The sequence below is a fragment of the Helcococcus sueciensis DSM 17243 genome, from assembly GCF_000423145.1.
Classification (GTDB): Bacteria; Bacillota; Clostridia; order Tissierellales; family Peptoniphilaceae; genus Helcococcus; species Helcococcus sueciensis.
Window position 1 is genome coordinate 14,803 of record NZ_AUHK01000002.1, and the last position, 18,102, is coordinate 32,904.

At 28.5% G+C, this 18,102-nt stretch carries 13 protein-coding genes, 2 tRNA genes and 1 riboswitch; of the genes, 12 read left to right on the forward strand and 3 right to left on the reverse strand.

The genetic code is table 11. The features are described from left to right. Positions 1-39: 39 nt before the first annotated feature. The gene (murJ, locus tag G534_RS0100675; RefSeq protein ID WP_027347408.1) at positions 40-1,560 is read right to left on the reverse strand and encodes a murein biosynthesis integral membrane protein MurJ; all 1,521 of its coding nucleotides are present in this window, start codon (positions 1,558-1,560) and stop codon (positions 40-42) included. A 115-nt stretch (positions 1,561-1,675) separates the two neighbouring features. On the opposite strand from murJ, the gene G534_RS0100680 reads away from it, so the two are divergent. The 11 genes from G534_RS0100680 (at position 1,676) to pulA (ending at position 16,249) form a co-directional block, all read left to right on the forward strand. Next, positions 1,676-2,053, forward strand: coding sequence for a hypothetical protein (locus tag G534_RS0100680; RefSeq protein ID WP_051177359.1), 378 nt, complete (start codon positions 1,676-1,678; stop codon positions 2,051-2,053). Between the two features lie 2 nt (positions 2,054-2,055). After that, entirely contained in the window at positions 2,056-3,495 is a 1,440-nt protein-coding gene (locus G534_RS0100685) for an alpha-amylase (RefSeq protein WP_034595811.1), read from the forward strand. A gap of 33 nt (positions 3,496-3,528) precedes the next feature. Then, positions 3,529-3,641, forward strand: a riboswitch (FMN riboswitch). Between the two features lie 94 nt (positions 3,642-3,735). Beyond that, positions 3,736-4,350 (forward strand): ECF transporter S component, encoded by a 615-nt coding sequence (locus G534_RS0100690; protein WP_027347411.1) that lies wholly within the window; start codon positions 3,736-3,738, stop codon positions 4,348-4,350. Then, positions 4,350-5,051: a pseudouridine synthase gene (locus tag G534_RS0100695; RefSeq protein WP_027347412.1), complete on the forward strand. Its 702-nt coding sequence runs from the start codon at positions 4,350-4,352 to the stop codon at positions 5,049-5,051. Before G534_RS0100690 ends, G534_RS0100695 begins: the two co-directional genes overlap by 1 nt. Further along, entirely contained in the window at positions 5,051-5,680 is a 630-nt protein-coding gene (gene udk, locus G534_RS0100700) for a uridine kinase (protein WP_027347413.1), read from the forward strand. The genes G534_RS0100695 and udk overlap by 1 nt, the downstream gene beginning before the upstream one ends. Positions 5,681-5,752: 72 nt before the next feature. Then, positions 5,753-5,827, forward strand: a tRNA-His gene (locus tag G534_RS0100705). Further along, positions 5,828-5,912, forward strand: a tRNA-Leu gene (locus G534_RS0100710). A 293-nt stretch (positions 5,913-6,205) separates the two neighbouring features. After that, on the forward strand, positions 6,206-6,892 hold the full coding sequence (locus G534_RS0100715) for an SH3 domain-containing protein (RefSeq protein ID WP_027347414.1): 687 nt from the start codon (positions 6,206-6,208) through the stop codon (positions 6,890-6,892). A 132-nt stretch (positions 6,893-7,024) separates the two neighbouring features. Next, positions 7,025-8,614 (forward strand): C39 family peptidase, encoded by a 1,590-nt coding sequence (locus tag G534_RS08290; RefSeq protein WP_051177360.1) that lies wholly within the window; start codon positions 7,025-7,027, stop codon positions 8,612-8,614. 134 nt (positions 8,615-8,748) lie between these two features. Beyond that, the gene (locus G534_RS0100725; protein ID WP_027347415.1) at positions 8,749-9,171 is read left to right on the forward strand and encodes a cupin domain-containing protein; all 423 of its coding nucleotides are present in this window, start codon (positions 8,749-8,751) and stop codon (positions 9,169-9,171) included. A 343-nt stretch (positions 9,172-9,514) separates the two neighbouring features. Then, on the forward strand, positions 9,515-16,249 hold the full coding sequence (pulA, locus tag G534_RS08295) for a type I pullulanase (RefSeq protein WP_051177361.1): 6,735 nt from the start codon (positions 9,515-9,517) through the stop codon (positions 16,247-16,249). Positions 16,250-16,439: 190 nt separating this feature from the next. Here pulA and G534_RS0100740 read toward each other — a convergent pair whose 3' ends face one another. Together G534_RS0100740 and G534_RS0100745 are read right to left on the reverse strand one after the other, a co-directional pair. Next, entirely contained in the window at positions 16,440-17,099 is a 660-nt protein-coding gene (locus G534_RS0100740) for a phosphatase PAP2 family protein (protein ID WP_027347416.1), read from the reverse strand. Beyond that, the gene (locus G534_RS0100745; protein ID WP_027347417.1) at positions 17,074-17,421 is read right to left on the reverse strand and encodes a hypothetical protein; all 348 of its coding nucleotides are present in this window, start codon (positions 17,419-17,421) and stop codon (positions 17,074-17,076) included. The genes G534_RS0100740 and G534_RS0100745 overlap by 26 nt, the downstream gene beginning before the upstream one ends. A gap of 366 nt (positions 17,422-17,787) precedes the next feature. Here G534_RS0100745 and rpsJ point away from each other — a divergent pair, with 366 nt between their 5' ends. Further along, positions 17,788-18,096 (forward strand): 30S ribosomal protein S10, encoded by a 309-nt coding sequence (gene rpsJ / locus G534_RS0100750; RefSeq protein ID WP_027347418.1) that lies wholly within the window; start codon positions 17,788-17,790, stop codon positions 18,094-18,096. Positions 18,097-18,102 lie beyond the last annotated feature (6 nt).

An 18,102-nucleotide genomic window follows, 5' to 3' on the forward strand; every position in this document is an offset into this window, starting at 1 on the left:
GAAAATCCCGTTATCAAAATTGATAACGGGATTTTTATGTTATTTTTTCACGAATTTATGATATAACTTGTTGGTAGTTTTCATAACTGATGGGATTCTCATAAATAATATCAATATTCCATAAAATATTACAGACAATATAATTGATATTAACAGTGCAATATACATATTGAAATTAGAGAAATAAGCATATGAATAATATGTTACGACTCCCATTAATAAGCTTGCAAATGATAATTTAATAAATGTATTTATAAATGATTTGAACGAAATTTGTCCGTATTTTTTTCTAAAAAGATATACGGATAATATGCTGGATACCAGTGAAGCTATTGATGATGCAATTACTAAACCATTTATCCCCCAAATAGCAGATAGTGCATAGTTTAATATAATATTTAAAATTACTTGAACTACAGTTGTAATAATTGGCAATGTTGTATTCTGCATTGCATAGAAACCACGGTTAAATATTTGTTTTATTGTAAAACCAATAACAACAGGCATATAGTAAAATAGAAGACTGGAAGTTACTTTTGTAGATTCAGCTGTAAAACTACCTCTTTGAAATAGTACTGTTACTAAAGGTTCTGCTAAAATCATTACTCCAATCATTGATGGGATTACTAAAATATAGCCTAATGATACGCCATTCATCATTGTTTTTTTCATTTTACCATATTGTTTTTTACTCGCATAGTCAGATATAGTAGGGTAAGTTGTTGTAACAATTGAGGTTATAATAATACCGGTAATTATTTGATAAATTAATGAAGAGTATCTAAGAGCTGATACACCACCATTTGGCATTATTATAGAAGCTAAGGATTGATCTGAGATTACAAGCAAGTCCATTACTGATATTGAAATTAACATAGGTATCGCAAATTTAATTAATTTAATTACATATTTATCTTTGAAATTCATCTTAAATTTATGTATGTAATTTTCACTAATTATAGCTTTTGGAAAGAGTATAAATTTCAAAAATTCAGTTATAACTATACCATAAGCAACAATATAATAATTGTTAAAATAATTAGAAAGTATTATCGTTACTATGTGCAATCCGTTCATTATTATTCCGTGAGTTTCAGAAACTATAAATCTGTTTTTCATTTGTAAAAATCCTATAAAAATAGAAGATATCATAGTTGGATACAATGAAAATGCAAATATTTTAGTAAATTGTATACTGAGTTCCCTTTTATCCCCTACATAGCCTGGAGCAAATATACTAACTAATAATGGAGAGATTAATATAATTATAGCGATAAAAAGGGTTGAAAAAGTTGTAATTATATTTAATAAATTTGAAGTGAATTTATTTGCTTCTTTTTCACCGTGTTTATTTTTAATTTCTGAATATATAGGTATATATCCAGCAATCATTGCTTGTAAAATTGATCCAAATAAAATAAATGGAATTGTACTCGCAGTGCTGTAAGCATCATATACATCACCAGTTCCTAAATAATATGCAAATACTTGCTCTCGTACAAGCCCTGTTAATTTTGAAATCAATGTAATTATCATTAAAAAAAAGGTAGTTTTTCCCATATAAATCTCCTAAATCTAATGATTGATTATACCATATATACTAAACTTAATAAAGATTATCACTAATTACTAATCTAACAAATTACTATATGTTATAATATTTCTGGAGGATATTATGTCGTTTGAAATTGATAAAATACATGAAATGTTAAATGAAATAGTGGACTCAATAGATGAAACTTTATTTGAAGGATTAAATGGAGGGGTAGTTTTAGAGGAAAAAATTAAATTTCATGAGGAATCAATTAATGAAGATTTGATTATTTTAGGGGAGTATCAAAGGCATGGATTTATCAAAAGAATTATAATTTATTATGGCTCTTTGATTAGACGATATTCTCATTACAATGATGAACAAATGTATAATAGATTGGAAGAGCTTGTTAATCATGAACTTAGACATCATGTCGAGTACAAAGCTAAATTAAGAGATTTAGTAGATGAAGATGAAGTATATTTAGAAAATTATAAGATGAAAAGGAATAAAAAATAATTATGAACGGGGTTATATTACAAGGATTTGAATGGTATTTACCAGATGATGGGAATCATTTTAATTTTTTAAGAGAAAATTTAGCTTATTTTAGAGAATTAGGGATTACATCAATTTGGTTGCCACCATTTACAAAAGCTACTGGAACAAATGATGTAGGATATGGAATTTATGATCTTTGGGATCTTGGAGAATTTGATCAAAAAGGAAATGTTCGAACAAAATATGGTACAAAAGAAGAGCTTTTAAAATTGATAGATGAAGCTCATGAAAAAGGAATGGGAATATATGCTGATTTAGTATTAAATCATAAGGCTGGTGCAGATGAAACGGAGATATTTAAGGCTGTAAAGGTTAATCCAGATAATAGAACAGAAGAAATATCTGAAGCAAAAGATATTGAAGGGTGGACAAAATTTACTTTCCCGGGAAGAAATGGAAAGTATAGCGAATTCATATGGAGTTTCCAACATTTTAGTGGTGTAGATTACGACAATTTAACTGGTGAAAATGGAATTTACAAAATAATTTGGGAAAATAGGGATTGGAAACAAGCTGTTTCTAAAGAAAAAGGAAATTATGATTATCTAATGTTTGCCGATATTGATCATTATAATAATGATGTAAGAGGAGAATTATTTAGATGGATAGAATGGTTAATAAATGAGACTAAAATTGATGGAATTAGATATGATGCTTTAAAACACATTGATTCTAATTTTATAAATGATTTTACAAATCATATACTCGCAATAAAAAATGATATGTATTTTGTAGGAGAATATTGGGAAAATAATCAAGAAAATCTTATCCAATATATTGACTCAACTTCTCAAAATGTCGATCTTTTCGATGTAACTCTTCACTATAAACTTTATGAAGCTTCAAAATCAAGAGAGCATTTTGATTTAACAAAACTATTTGAAAATTCAGTTGAATCTCAAAGAAGAATGAATTCTGTAACCTTTGTTGACAATCATGATTCGCAGCTTGGCCAATCATTAGAATCTTGGATAGATGAATGGTTTAGACAAAGCGCATATGCATTTATACTATTGAAGAAAGATGGCTATCCATGTGTATTTTTTGGAGACTTATTTAATATAGATGGTGGAAATATTTATGACGGTATGGGTGAAAAACTTCGTCCTCTACTTGAATTAAGAAAAGATTATGCATATGGGGAACAAAAAGACTATTTACAAGATCCTAATTCAGTTGGATTTGTTCGTTATGGTGAAGATGATCATCCAGGAAGGATGGCTGTTACATTTTCAAATGCTGGAGCAAACACAATTAGAATGTATGTTGGAGAGGATCAAGCAGGTAAAGTATACAAAGATTATCTTGGAAACAACGATGCTGAAATAATTATAGATGAGAGTGGTCATGGTGATTTCTTCACATCTCCAGCATCTGTTTCAGTATGGGTAAATAGATAATTTTGCAAATATAATAAATATGATGTATAATTAGAGTATCTTCAGGGCAGGGTGTGATTCCCTACCGGCGGTAAAAGTCCGCGAGCGAAAGCAGAATCGGTGAAACTCCGATACCGACAGTAGAGTCTGGATGGAAGAAGATATTATTTAAATATAGTGTATTGTTAAATAATGTTTTTATGCCCCGAAGTATCAGGGGCATTTTTATTGCCCTAAAAATGATATTAGGGAGGAAGAATAATGGAAAATATATCAAGAAGAGAAGGAATACTATCGATAAGTAATATGGTTAAGATGGCTATATTTGCTGCTATGGCAGGAGTTTTAATGCTATTTAAGTTTCCTATACCAATAGCACCAACTTTTATGACTGTTGATTTCGGAGACGTTGCAACACTGATGAGTGGATTTGTATTAGGTCCAGTTTCAGGTGTGATTACAGTATTTCTTAAGATAATGCTTAATCTTATATTGAATGGAACTACTACTGCATACGTAGGAGAAGTTTCTAATTTTATAGTTGGTTCTATATTTGTATTTATTTCATCATACATATATAACAAATATAAAACTAAGAAATCAGCTTTAATTGGTTTGACATTCGGTATTATAGCGATGACTATGGTAGCTACTTTATCAAATTATTTTGTAATATTTCCTTTATATGCAAAAGCTTTAGGAATGGGATCAGTAGATGCATTTGTAAATACTATGCCAAATGCTGGATATATAAACACTTATTTAGATTTAATTTTATTTGCTGTAGTACCATTTAATTTAGTAAAAGGAACATTAAACGCTTTGGTAACATTTTTAACATATAAAAGAGTTTCTAAAGTTATGAAAGGATTCTAATGAGAATAGATAAATACCTTGCTAATATGGGAGTTGGAACTAGAAAAGAAGTTAAAGATTATATTAGCAAGGGTTTTATTTTGATTAATGGGGAAGTTGTAAAAAAAGCGACCCAACAAATAAATGAAAATGAAGATAAGATTGAATACAAAAATCAAGAAATAATATATAAACCATATATATATCTTATGCTTAATAAACCTCAAGGTGTAATTTCTGCGACAAAAGATTATTCTAAAACAGTAATAGACTTACTTGAAGAAAAGTATCAAAATAAAGATATATTCCCTGTAGGTAGACTTGATAAAGATACTGAAGGTTTTCTTTTATTAACAAATGATGGGAAATTGGCTCATGAATTGCTTTCTCCAAAAAAGAAAGTAAATAAAAAATATTTCGCAAGAGTCGAAAAGGGATTAAAAAAAGAAGATATACAAGTATTCGAAAATGGAGTATACTTAGATAAAGAAAATTATCTTACAAAACCGGCAAAGCTTGAAATATTATCTGATAATGAAGCTTATATAACTATACAAGAAGGAAAATATCATCAGGTGAAAAGAATGTTTCATGCTGTAGATAATTCTGTTATTTATTTAAAAAGAATTTCTATGGGCGAACTTTCATTAGATGAAAATCTAAAACTAGGAGAATATAGGGAATTAACTGATGAAGAAATAAACTTACTAAAGGGCGAATAATGGAAAAAATAACTATAATTGGAGTATGCGGTGGCTCTGCATCAGGTAAAACAACGATTGTAAATAAGCTTAGAAAACAATATGATAATGATCTTGTAGTTTTAGGACATGATTATTATTATAAAGCGCATGATAATCTCACGTTTGAAGAAAGAGTTGAATTAAATTATGATCACCCAAATGCATATGATACAGATAGACTTATATCAGATATAAAGAAATTAAAAAATGGTGAAGAAATATATAGACCGGTTTATGACTATACTATTCATAATCGTTCAGATGAAGTAGTTCTTGTAAAACCAAAACCTGTTATAGTAGTTGAGGGTATTTTAGTTCTTGAAAATAAAGAATTAAGAGATTTGATGGATATTAAAATCTATGTTGAAACGGACTCTGATGAAAGAATTATACGTAGAATTCAAAGAGATGTTATTGAGCGTGAAAGAAGCTTGGAATCTGTCATCACTCAATATAGAGAAACAGTAAAACCAATGCATGATATATTTGTAGAGCCTTCAAGAAGATATGCAGACATTATTATCCCATATGGTGGAAAAAACAAAATAGCGGTTGGAATATTACTTGATAGTGTTGAAAAATATGTAAGAAAAAACAATAATAAATAAAAATAAAAAACAACTTGACTTAAACATATTTTTTTGATATGCTTATAAAGCAGTTGTTTTTAATATTATGTGGTGAGTATCGCCAAGCGGCAAGGCCCAGGATTGTGGTTCCTGTATTCGTGGGTTCGAATCCCATTACTCACCCCAGCGGGTGTGGCGGAACTGGTAGACGCGCTAGACTTAGGATCTAGTATCTTACGATGTGGGGGTTCGACTCCTCTCACCCGCACCATAGTACATACACAGCTTAGAACATTGGTTCTGAGCTGTTTTTTTTTATTTAAACTATCAATCATTTACTAAACTTTACGATTTGATGGATCAATATTTTAGAAGTAATTTAAAAGTATTCATACATATTGTAGATTTTTTCATTAGTGTTAAAACTATTATCTTGTTTAATAATAACTTAAAATTTCTTATTAAGAGTTATTAACGAAATTTTAATAAATAATTATTAATTATTATAAAATAATAATTATTTATGATATAATATTTGTAAAATTATGTAAGGGGGATATAATTTTGAAGGGATATAAGAAATCTTTTTGTTTCGTATTTATTTTGACATCAATTTTATTTTTACCTAATATTTCATTTGCGAGTGATTTATCTCAAGAGTTAGTAGATATAGAAGATAAATCTTTAAATGTACATAACAATGAAACAAGTTCACAAATGGATATTATTGAAAATATAAGTGTTTCAAAAGAAAAATTAGATGATTATTTAGAAACTGAAACTGAATTTGTAGAAGATTTACAAACAATGTCAAAAAACGATATTTCTGATGAGAATGTTTTTGAAGAATCTGAAAAAGAAGAAAATATGATTGAAGATTCTGAGAAAGAAGAAAATATTATTGAAGAATCTGAAACAGAAAATGAATCTAAAGAAGAAATAAAAGATGAAGAGGTAGAATCTTCTGAAGAAATTGCTGTTATAGGATTTTTACAATATGATATAGAAATAAGATCAAAACCGAATGGCGATATAATAGATATAGCAAAATCCGGTAGTTTAATAAAAGGAATTAAGGAATCTAATGGATGGATAAAATTAGAGGATGGAAATTATTTATACGACATAGGTCTATTAGAAACAATTCCAGTAAACGGTTTTGTATCCGTGACATCAAATTTGAGAAAATTTCCAAATGGTGAAATAGTTGGCGTAAAAAACAAAGGTAGTATAATAAGTGGAAACAAATAGACTAATGGATGGATAAGGTTAGATGATGGAAATTATATTTATGACTTTGGTATATTAGAAAATATAGAAGTTAAGGGATTCATTCCTGTTTCAACAAATGTAAGATCTAAGCCAAATGGCGAAATCCTTAGGGTGGAATCAAAAAATACTTTAATAAGCGGAATTAAGGAATCTAATGGATGGATAAAATTAGAAGATGGAAATTATTTATATGATTTTGGTCTATTAGATTCAATTAAAGTAAAAGGTTTTATTCCAGTATCTACTAATGTAAGAACAAAACCAAATGGAACTATACTTAAAGCTAAAGGAAAAGAAAGTTTAGTTAGTGGTATTAAGAGCGCTAATAATTGGATTAGACTAGATGATGGAAATTTTCTATATGATTTCGGTTTATTAGAAACTATTAGAGTAAAAGGGTTTTTACCAGTTACAACAAATGTTAGAACAGCACCAAATGCTAAAATACTTAGAGTTGAAGCAAAAGATAGCCTAATTAGTGGATATAAAAACATTAATGGTTGGATAAACTTAGATAAAGGCAATTATTTATATGATTTTGGACTAAAATCAACTATTCCAGTAGAAGGTTATGTAAATAGCACAATAAATCTTCGTGAAAAGCCAAATGGCACAATATTAGGTGTTATAAATGCAGGAATGTATGTACAAGGAAATTTAAATACAGATAATTATGTGATTACAGTTGGACCGACAAATAGTGGTAAAAAGACAGTATATCTTTATAATTTTGGATTATATAAAAAACATCATAAAGGATATACAAGAATGACATTAAATATAAGGAGTGGTGCATCATTTAACAGTAGAGTAATTGGCTCTTTACCATATGGAACTTATATTAATAAATTTAGCGATTCTGATTGGATTAAATATGGAAATGGATATGTAAATGCTAGAACAGTTGTTGCAACTGTACAAAATAGTTTTAAAAATACAAAATACTTATATACAGTTGACGGTAAGGTACCTGAAGTTATCAATGGAAGAAAGGTAACTGGAGAAATTGTTGATCCTAATAAAACTACTAATTTGACAAAAGCACAAATTAATGAAAGAATTAGAAAACTTCCGCAATTTCTTAAAGAAGGTACTGAAAGCAATCCAACAGCATTAAATACACTTGTAAAATATAGAGATTATAAAGGGCGTAGTTCATCTACAAATTTAGATTATGATTATCAAAATGCACTTAAATCAACAAGAAAAGTAAAAGTTCCGTATCTTGCACAATTTGATGAAAGATGGGGATTTGAGCATATGAACGGCAAAAATACTGACTATATAGCTAATATAGCTTGTGGTCCAACAGCATTAACTATGGTATATAGCTATTTTACAGGTGATACTAGTCTAGATGTAAAAGATATGACGGAAATCGCAATTGCAAATGGTTGGTCAACAGGATATACTAGCTATGCCACTATGTTTTATTATGGTCCTAAAACATTTGGATTATCATCATATGCAGCTACAAAGACTGTTAGCAATGTTAAAAATCAATTAGATAAAGGTAGATTATTAGTTGCTTTAGTAAGTCCTGGAGACTTTACGAGTTCAGGGCATTTTATAATATTATCCGAATATATTGGTAATGAAGTAAAAATATATGATCCTGCAGACTATTCATTTACGAATAGAAATTGGTCGATTCAGAGAGTGTTAAATCAAACGATTGTAATGTATTCTATTGGATATTAGTAAAAAAATGAATTTGGTTAATCCAAATTCATTTTTTTGTACTATATTTAAATTAAAACTTACCAATAAGTTTATATATCTTTATATGGGTATATGTATATTGTAAGTATAATATATATTCTAAGGAGGATTTTATGAAATATGATTATTCAGATCGTGGCAAAGAACCAATGGTAGTAGATATTGAAGGTATGACTTTAGAAAATGAAAACTACAGAACAACTATTTGGACAGGTGAAAAATTACAAGTTACAGTAATGACAATTCAACCTGGTGATGATATTGGATTAGAAGTACATCATGGAATAGATCAATTCTTACGTATTGAAGAGGGAGAAGGACTATGCCAAATGGGTGAATCAGAAGATAATTTAACTTTTGAAGAAAAGGTAAAAGATGATTTTGCAATATTTGTACCAGCGGATATGTGGCATAATGTAATAAATACAGGTGACAAACCATTAAAATTATATACAATTTATGCAGGCCCAGATCATCTTTCAGGAACAGTACATCCAACACATGAAGATGCAGAAAATGATCCAAACGAACATTAAAATATAAAATTTACAGATATAAAAATATAATATAAAAAATTTTAATGAAAATAGAGACATTTAGAAATATATGTCTCTATTTTTTTTGTAGTAAATATTTTTGAATAAAATCGGATTAAGTTTTATTTAATTATATTAGATGAAATAATGATTTTGTTTTCATACTATTTTCAGTTGTTAAACATTTGTAATATTTATACAGCTTTTTATTTAAGGAAAAATACAGCTAAACGCTTATAAATTAGCGTATAATTAAATTTTTTCATAAAAAATGACATCGTTTACAATTACTTATGTTGATAATATAATGTTTTCAAGAGATATAAATTATAAGGAGGATAATATGAACCAGAAAGTTAGAAAATTTATGTCTATATTTTTAATATTTGCGATGATAATAGGAATATTTCCGGCAAATATAAAAACTGTAGACGCTGAGGCTATAAAGCCTACAACTGAAAATAAAATTACTACTTTTAGTTATCAGGGCAAAGATGAAACTAAAACGGTAAATCTAGCAGGTGAGATGAATGGATGGGATCCAGAAAGTATTTCACTTGAAAAGGGAGAAAATAATCTTTTTAGTAAAGAGTTAGAATTAGAACCTGGAAAATATCAATATAAATTTGTTATTGATGGTAAGTGGATGGAAGGTGATAATTTAGAGTATGTAGTAAAAGGGATTAAAATTCAATCTGATAATGATATTAAACTAGGTGATGAAATATCATTAAAAACCATAAATGTAATAGAAGATGGAAGTGAAAATGAAGTTAATGCTACATATAGACTAAAAGAAGATTATACAGGAGTTAAACTAGAAGGTGATAAACTTTCTATATTAGATAGTAGTGATGTAAAAGATATTACAGTAATAAGTAATTATGATAATAAAGAGACAGAAAAAACTATCCATGTTTTATCTCAAATGTTTGAATATACCATTAATTATAAAAGAAATGATGGAAATCAAATTAATTGGGATATGTGGGTGTTTGGTGATGGCTTAGATGGTAGAGCAATTAAATTTACTGAAGAAAATGATGGATATGCTAAAGCTACATTTAAGCTTCCAAAAAACAATATCACTGTAATTACTAGACCAGGAAATTGGGTTTCTCAAGAAGCTGATAGAAAAATAAGTATAGCTGATGGAGAATACAGTGGTGAATTTTGGATAATACAAAATGATGAAACAGTATATACATCTAAACCAGATGAAAATACACCTAAACCAAAACAAAGACAAATTCAATTTACTTATTTAAGAGAAGATAATAATTATGAAGGATGGAATCTGTGGTTATGGTCATCAGGTTTATCTGATGGTAGACAAGATTTCGAAGGGAATGTTTCTGTATTTCCTATAGCTAAAACGACTACTGATGTAGGATTTATAGTTAGAAAATCAATCGAAGGAAATGATTGGGCTGAAAAAGATCCTAATAAAGATATAGATAGAAGTATTAGCACTGATCCAAATGCTTTAGAATTAACTACAAAAGTAGTTTTTGAAAGTGGAAACGATGAATTTAGAACTATCCCTTATCTAAAAGGTCCTGAAATAAAAGATGGAAATATTACTTTCTTCTATAGAGATATCGATCTTTATGAAGAAAATAAGATGGATAATATAGATAATGTAAAGATAAATATAATTAAGAAAAACCTAGAAGATGGTAAAAAAGAATCTTTAGGATCTTTTGCCATGAAATATTCAAAAGATAATGAAAGATTTGAATATACTTTAGAAAAAACAGAAGATGGGTTTGATTATATATATACATTTGATGTAACAAAAGATAATGATACTGAAAAAGGGCTAAATGATGTATCTAATACCAAAGATGGGATATCATATGTAAGATTAATTGATTTAGATATTGATGTCAAAGCTTCATTAAATAGAACAGAAGCTAAAGCAGGAGAATCTGTTTTAGTAGATATAGAAATAAATAATCCAGATAATCATGAAATTAAAGAAGTTTATTTAGATTTAAGAAATTTAAATCAAGGTAAATCTGTAGTTGCAAAAGATTTATTGAAACATAATGTAGCTTTACCTTTAGATTTAACTCCAGGTGAAAAAGGAATTGATGTTGTTGTAGTAGATAATTATGAAAAAGAACATAAAGCAACTGTTAAATTAAATACATTAGCATCTACAGATACTAAAGAAACTATTGCTTGGGATGAAGAGATAATTTACTTTATGTTGACTGATAGATTCTTTGATGGGGACAAGGCGAATAATAATCCTAATAATGATGAATCTTATGACACTAATCATTTAGAAGCTTTTCATGGTGGAGACTTCCAAGGAATTATTGATAAAGTTGATTATCTAAAAGAATTAGGAGTATCTACTGTATGGATTACACCTATAGTAAAGAATATAGAAACTAATCAAAGAGAAAGTGAAAATGATAAACAATATGGTTATCATGGTTATTGGGCAAAAGATTTTACACAAATTGAACCTAGATTAGGTGATGTAGAAAAATTAAAAGAATTAATTGATGTATTACATGAGAATGATATTAAATTAATGGTTGATGTAGTTTTAAATCATTCCGGATATGGAACTAATAATGATGAAATATTTGAAGGTATGATTAGAACAAATCCTGGTGCTGATGATATAACTAGTGAACTAGCGGGCCTTCCAGATTTTATAACTGAAGATCCTGAAGTTAGTGCTAAACTGGTGAAATGGCAAAGTGATTGGTTAAAAACTCTAACAACTGATAAAGGTAATACAGTTGATTACTTCAGAATAGATACTGTAAAGCATGTTGAAAAAGATACATGGAAAGAATTTAAGAACTCACTTGTAAATATTAAACCTGATTTTAAGATAATAGGTGAATATTACGGAGCATCTGCAGGAAATAATGGTGGATATCTTGGTAATGGTATGATGGATTCTGTATTAGACTTTGAATTTAAGTCTCTTGCAGAGAATTTTGTTAAAGGTAATATACAAAGAGTAGAAGATAGACTGAAAGAAAGAAATGAATCTATAACAGATATTAATGGTTTAGGGCAATTTTTATCTTCTCATGATGAAGATGGTTTCTTATCTACTAGAGTTAATGGAAATAAAGATTTACTAAAAGTAGCAGCTTCTTTACAAATGACCGCAAAAGGTCAACCTGTAATATACTATGGCGAAGAAATTGGCATGTCTGGTAAAAATGCTGATTTTTCTGTAAATAGAATGAGTGAAAATAGAGAATCATTCAAGTGGGATCAAATTGAAGATAATGATATTTTAGAACATTATAGAAAGATAATAAATATTAGACGTGATAATTCAGAAGTATTTTCTAGGGGAGATAGAGAAAGTTTACACGTTAATAACAATGTTTCAGTATTTAAGAGATCTCATGATGGAGAAAGCCTATTGGTAGGACTAAATATCTCTGATCAAGACCAAAAAGTAAGTTTCAATCTTGATAAAAATCTAGGCAATAAATTAATAGATATTTATAATGATAATAAAGAATATATAGCTGAAAATGGCAAGGTTGAAATAACCATACCTGCCAATTCTAAGGGAGGAACTTCTGTATTTAAGATAGAAAAAGATCCTAGCCTAGAAACTGAAGATCCAGATGCTCAAAAAGTAATCTTTCATTTCGAAGATCCACAAGATGGCGAATGGGAAATGTATGTATGGCCTAAAGGTGGAAATGGAGAAAGATATCCATTTACTAGAAAAGAAGGTGATACAAAAATAGCTGAAATTGTCTTAGACAAGGATGTAGAAGAAATAGGATTTATCGTTAAAGGAAGTAATTCTGCAGATGACTGGAGAAAAGATGTAGATAAAGATAGATTTGTTACTATTACTAAAAACCCTCAAAATGTTTATTTAAAATCTGGTGTTGAAGATTTTACTACTGACGGTATTGATAAGCCTATGATAGATAGCTTTACTATAGATGATTTTAGAAAGGCTAATTTAGTTTTAAGTAAAGAAGCTAACATAAGTGATATAGTAGAGGATTATACTTTAGAAATTAAAGGTGAAGATATCAAGAATAAGGTAGAAAGTATAGAAAGTACTACTGAAAACAAAGAAAATTCTAAATCCTTTGCTATAAATTTCAAAGAAGATTTACCTATTGATGAAAACATAGATATTAAGCTGATATTAACTTCTAAAGACGAAAATGATGAAAATGTTGAATATGAGCTTACAAAAACATCAAGATTATATAAGATATTTGAAACTAAAAAGTTTGAAGACAGATATTCTTATGATGGTGAATTAGGTGCTATATATTCATCGGAATCTACAGAATTTAAAGTATGGGCTCCAACAGCTAAAAATATTGATTTAATTATATATGATGGTAGATTTGAAGAAGGTAGCGATAAAAATAGAGAATTAGTTAATGAAGAGAAATATACTTCATATCAAATGACAAGAAATGATAAAGGAGTATGGTCATATAAATTAGATGGTGATCAATTAGGTAAAGCATATATGTTTAATGTAGATGTATATGATAATAAAACTTTAGCTATAGATCCATATGCTAAATCAGTAACTATTAATGGTGAAAGAGGAGTAGTTGTAGATCCTAAAAAGACAGATTCTAAAACTATTAATAAGGCAAATTCTGATAATCCTATAATATATGAGCTTCATGTTAGAGATTTATCTATTCAAGAAAATAGTGGTATAGAGAATAAAGGAAAATTCTTAGGTGTAGTTGAAGAAGGAACTAAGACTCCAAGTGGGCAAATTACTGGTTTAGACTATATCAAGTCTTTAGGAGTAACTCATGTTCAATTTATACCGGTATATGACTATAGTAAATACTCTGTTGATGAAACTAGATTAGATGAACCGCAATTTAACTGGGGTTATGACCCTGTTAACTATAACGCTATAGAAGGTTCATATAGTACTGATCCATATGATCCATTTAATAGAATCAGTGAATTCCAAGAAATGGTTGATAAACTTCATGATAATAATCTTGGAGTAATAATGGATGTCGTATATAATCACGTAGCTGGTATTGATCAACATTCATTTGATAAGATAGTCCCAGGTTATTACTTCAGACAAGATGCTAAAGGTAATTTCTTAGGTGGAACTGGTGTAGGTAATGAAACTGCATCAGAAAGAAAGATGGTTAGAAAATTCATAGTTGATTCTACTAAATATCTTGCTGAAACATATAATTTAGATGGTTTTAGATTTGACTTAATGGGAACACATGACTACAAAACTATAAATGAGGTTAGGGAAGAATTAGACAAGATAAATCCAAATATATTCATCCTTGGTGAAGGTTGGAATATGGATATGGGTATTCCAGAAGACCAAAGAGCAACTCAGGTAAATGCAGTTAAGATATCTGATAGGGTAGCATTCTTCAACGATGATTTAAGAGATGCAGTTAAGGGTAGCGTATTTGGAGATACAGATCCAGGTTTTGTAAATGGAGCTTTAGGTAAGGAAGAATTTTTACTTCAAAATATTAGAGGTGGAGAAGGACTTAAGACATATAAATCAGCAAATCAAATTATTCAATATGTAGAAGCTCACGATAATCTTACATTATGGGATAAATTGAAATTTACTAATCCTGATGAAGATGATGAAACATTATTGAAGAGACATAAAATGTCTACTACTATAGTTACATTATCACAAGGTACTCCATTTATTCATGCTGGACAAGAATTTGCTAGAACTAAAGATGGAGATCACAATTCATATAAATCAAGTGATGAGATAAATAGAATTGATTGGGATAGAGCTGAAGAATTTAGCACTCATATAGATTATTTCAGAGAATTAGTTAAGATTAGAAAAGCATACAATGTATTTGATTTAAAAGAATATAGTGATATAAATAGAGTGTTCAACAAATTAAATGCTGAAGATCAATTGATTGCTTATGAATTAAAAGATATAAATGCATCACAAAATAGCAGTAATGAACATTTATATATTTCATATAATGCTTCTAATGAAACTAAAGAAATAAATGTAGATAATGGAACGTACAAAGTGCTTGTTAGAGATCAAAAAGCTAATGTAAATGGACTTGAAACTATTGAGGTTACAAATGGTAAAGTAGAAGTTTTACCTTTATCATCATTAGTATTAGCTAAAAATGAAAGTGAAGAAGAACCAGAAGAACCAAAACTTCATGATACAAAAGGATATATAACTGGGACAACAAATGTTAGAATAAGTCCAAATGGTCCAGTAATAGGAACACTTGAACGTGAAGTTATAGTAGAAGGTGAATACGAAGAAGGTTCAGATTGGGTTAAATTCGATTACTATGGACAAGAAGCATATGTATACAAACCACTTCTTTCAGATACAATTGAAGTAAAAGGATTTTCAACTGGAAATTCAAATATAAGAAAATCTCCAAATGGTGAAGTAACAGCTATAGCAAAACGTGAAGAAATAGTAGAAGGTGTTGTATCAATAGATAATCCAAACTGGATTAAGACAGATAAAGGATATATCTATAGACCATTAGTAGTAGACACTATAAAAGTAAGAGGACTAATGTCAGGTACAACAAATGTAAGAATGACACCAAATGGAACTATAATAGGAACACTAGGAAAAGCTGAATATGTAGAAGGAACATTAAATATAACAAATCCAAACTGGGTTAAGACAGATAAAGGATATATCTATAGACCTTTATTAGTAGACACATTAAAAATAAAAGGTTTAATGGTAGACACAACAAATGTGAGGATGACACCAAATGGAACTTTAATGGGAACACTTGGAAAAGCTGAATATGTAGAAGGAACATTAAATATAGCAAATCCAAACTGGGTAAGAATAAGATACCAAAATAGAGATGTATATATATATAGAAGTTTAATAGTAGATTCAGTTTCAGTAAGTGGAATAGTAACAGATACAGTAAATGTAAGACAAACACCAAATGGTAAAATATTAGGAGCATACAGAAAAGGTGTTAAGTTAATAGGTAAAGTATATGATGGAAATTCAAATTGGATAGAAATCCAATACAATGGCCAAAGAGCATATGTTTACAAAGAATTTGTAAAATAGAATGAAAAAATCGGAGTTCGCTCCGATTTTTTTTATTAAATAAAATTAAAAGGAATGTCACTTGTTGATTACAGATTATATTCCGATTAAAGCATTATTAAATTATTCCGAGTTAACGGGTTCAAGTTAGTTTTGTCTATCCTTTTTACTTTTATAAATTACTTTTTTTATATTAAAAATTTAAGATTTATTAATAGTGTTGTTTTGAACTTATAAATTTAGTATAAATTAAATTTGCAACAAAGAAATTCATAATAGCATGAATTAATCCTGCAGGAATATCAAGAACCACATGTTGTTTTACAAGAATTGTAGTTAAAGCTATTAATGTCATATATAAACTCAATATTGTTCGAGTTGAAATTTTTATTTCTTTTATTCTCATTAAATAAAGTATACATAAAGTCATATCCGCAACATGAAGTGAAGGAGCACCGGAGTAACTATTATCTATTGAATAAGTTGCTCTTACCAAATTAGAAAATATATCATTTCCTAGTAGATTGGTATCATAACGTGGTACATATGTTTGAAAAAGTACATATATAATATAAGCGCTTATTTGAGCTAGGAATAGTGATATAACTAATTTTTTGTATTCTTCCTTATTAAAATAAAATATAATTATACCTGTAATTATAATCATTGGCATAAAAGTGTGATACACGATTATCAATTCTTTTATAAATGGAATTTTGTCATCAAATGGAATCCATAGATTTGTAACTTCTCCCCACGGTCTATTGAATAATTCAAAAGTAGTAGCTGAAAATATTGCAAATAAAAATATTCCAAGAGCGGTAAATTTATCTTTTTTGATTTTATCAATTATTTTTTGAATCTTTATCATTAATTAATTTTCCTTTGTGTAAATTTTTATATATTTCGATTTCATTTTTTACTATTTCGGATTTAGTAAATTTAAATCCATTTTTTCCCATATTTTTTGCTTGTGGAGTAAGTGCATTTGTTTTTAAAGCAATCTCTGTACATTTTGGACATATAATTCCGTCAAATAGAATTGTATTATCTTCATCTTCTATAAGAGGATTATCACAAGCAGCACATTTATCGTATTTTGATTTAATTTTTTCATCTTTTAATGAGTTTAATATACTTAAACCTAAAAGAAATATTCCTGATATTATAATAATTGTTATTAATTGATCCATAAAAAGTCTCCTTTAAATGATGAACATAATATACTATAGCATATTTGAAATAAAATAATAATAAAATTTTGTAGGCAATAGAAGATGTTAAAAAGCAATTATTAATTTTTTGTAACAATATAATAAAATATCATAAAATAAAAAGAAATTTATTGATAAAAAAAAAGGTTTTTAGTATACTATTTGAGTACTAATTTGTAGCGATGAAATGAGAGGTTGCTTAAAAGGCTTGCTTCTAAGGCGTTTTAGGGTAATTCCCACTGAGTTAGTTCAAGGAAAATTTTGAGCGAGATAGCTTCGCTTTTTTTAATGTAAAGGATTTGTACACCCGGAAGAGAGTATGGCTATCAAATATAGGAGGAACAAATGGCAAAACAAAAAATCAGAATTAGATTAAGAGCTTACGATCACGAAGTTATTGATTCTTCAGCAGCAAAGATCGTAGATGCATGTAAGAGAAGTGGGGCAGACGTTTCAGGTCCTATTCCACTACCAACAGAGATTGAAAAGATAACAATTATCAGAGCTGTTCACAAATATAAAGATTCAAGAGAACAATTTGAACAAAGAACACATAAGAGATTAATTGATATTATCAATCCTAATGCAAAAACATTAGATGCTCTTAAGAAATTAAATCTACCAGCTGGTGTAGATATAGAAATTAAGCTATAAAACTTA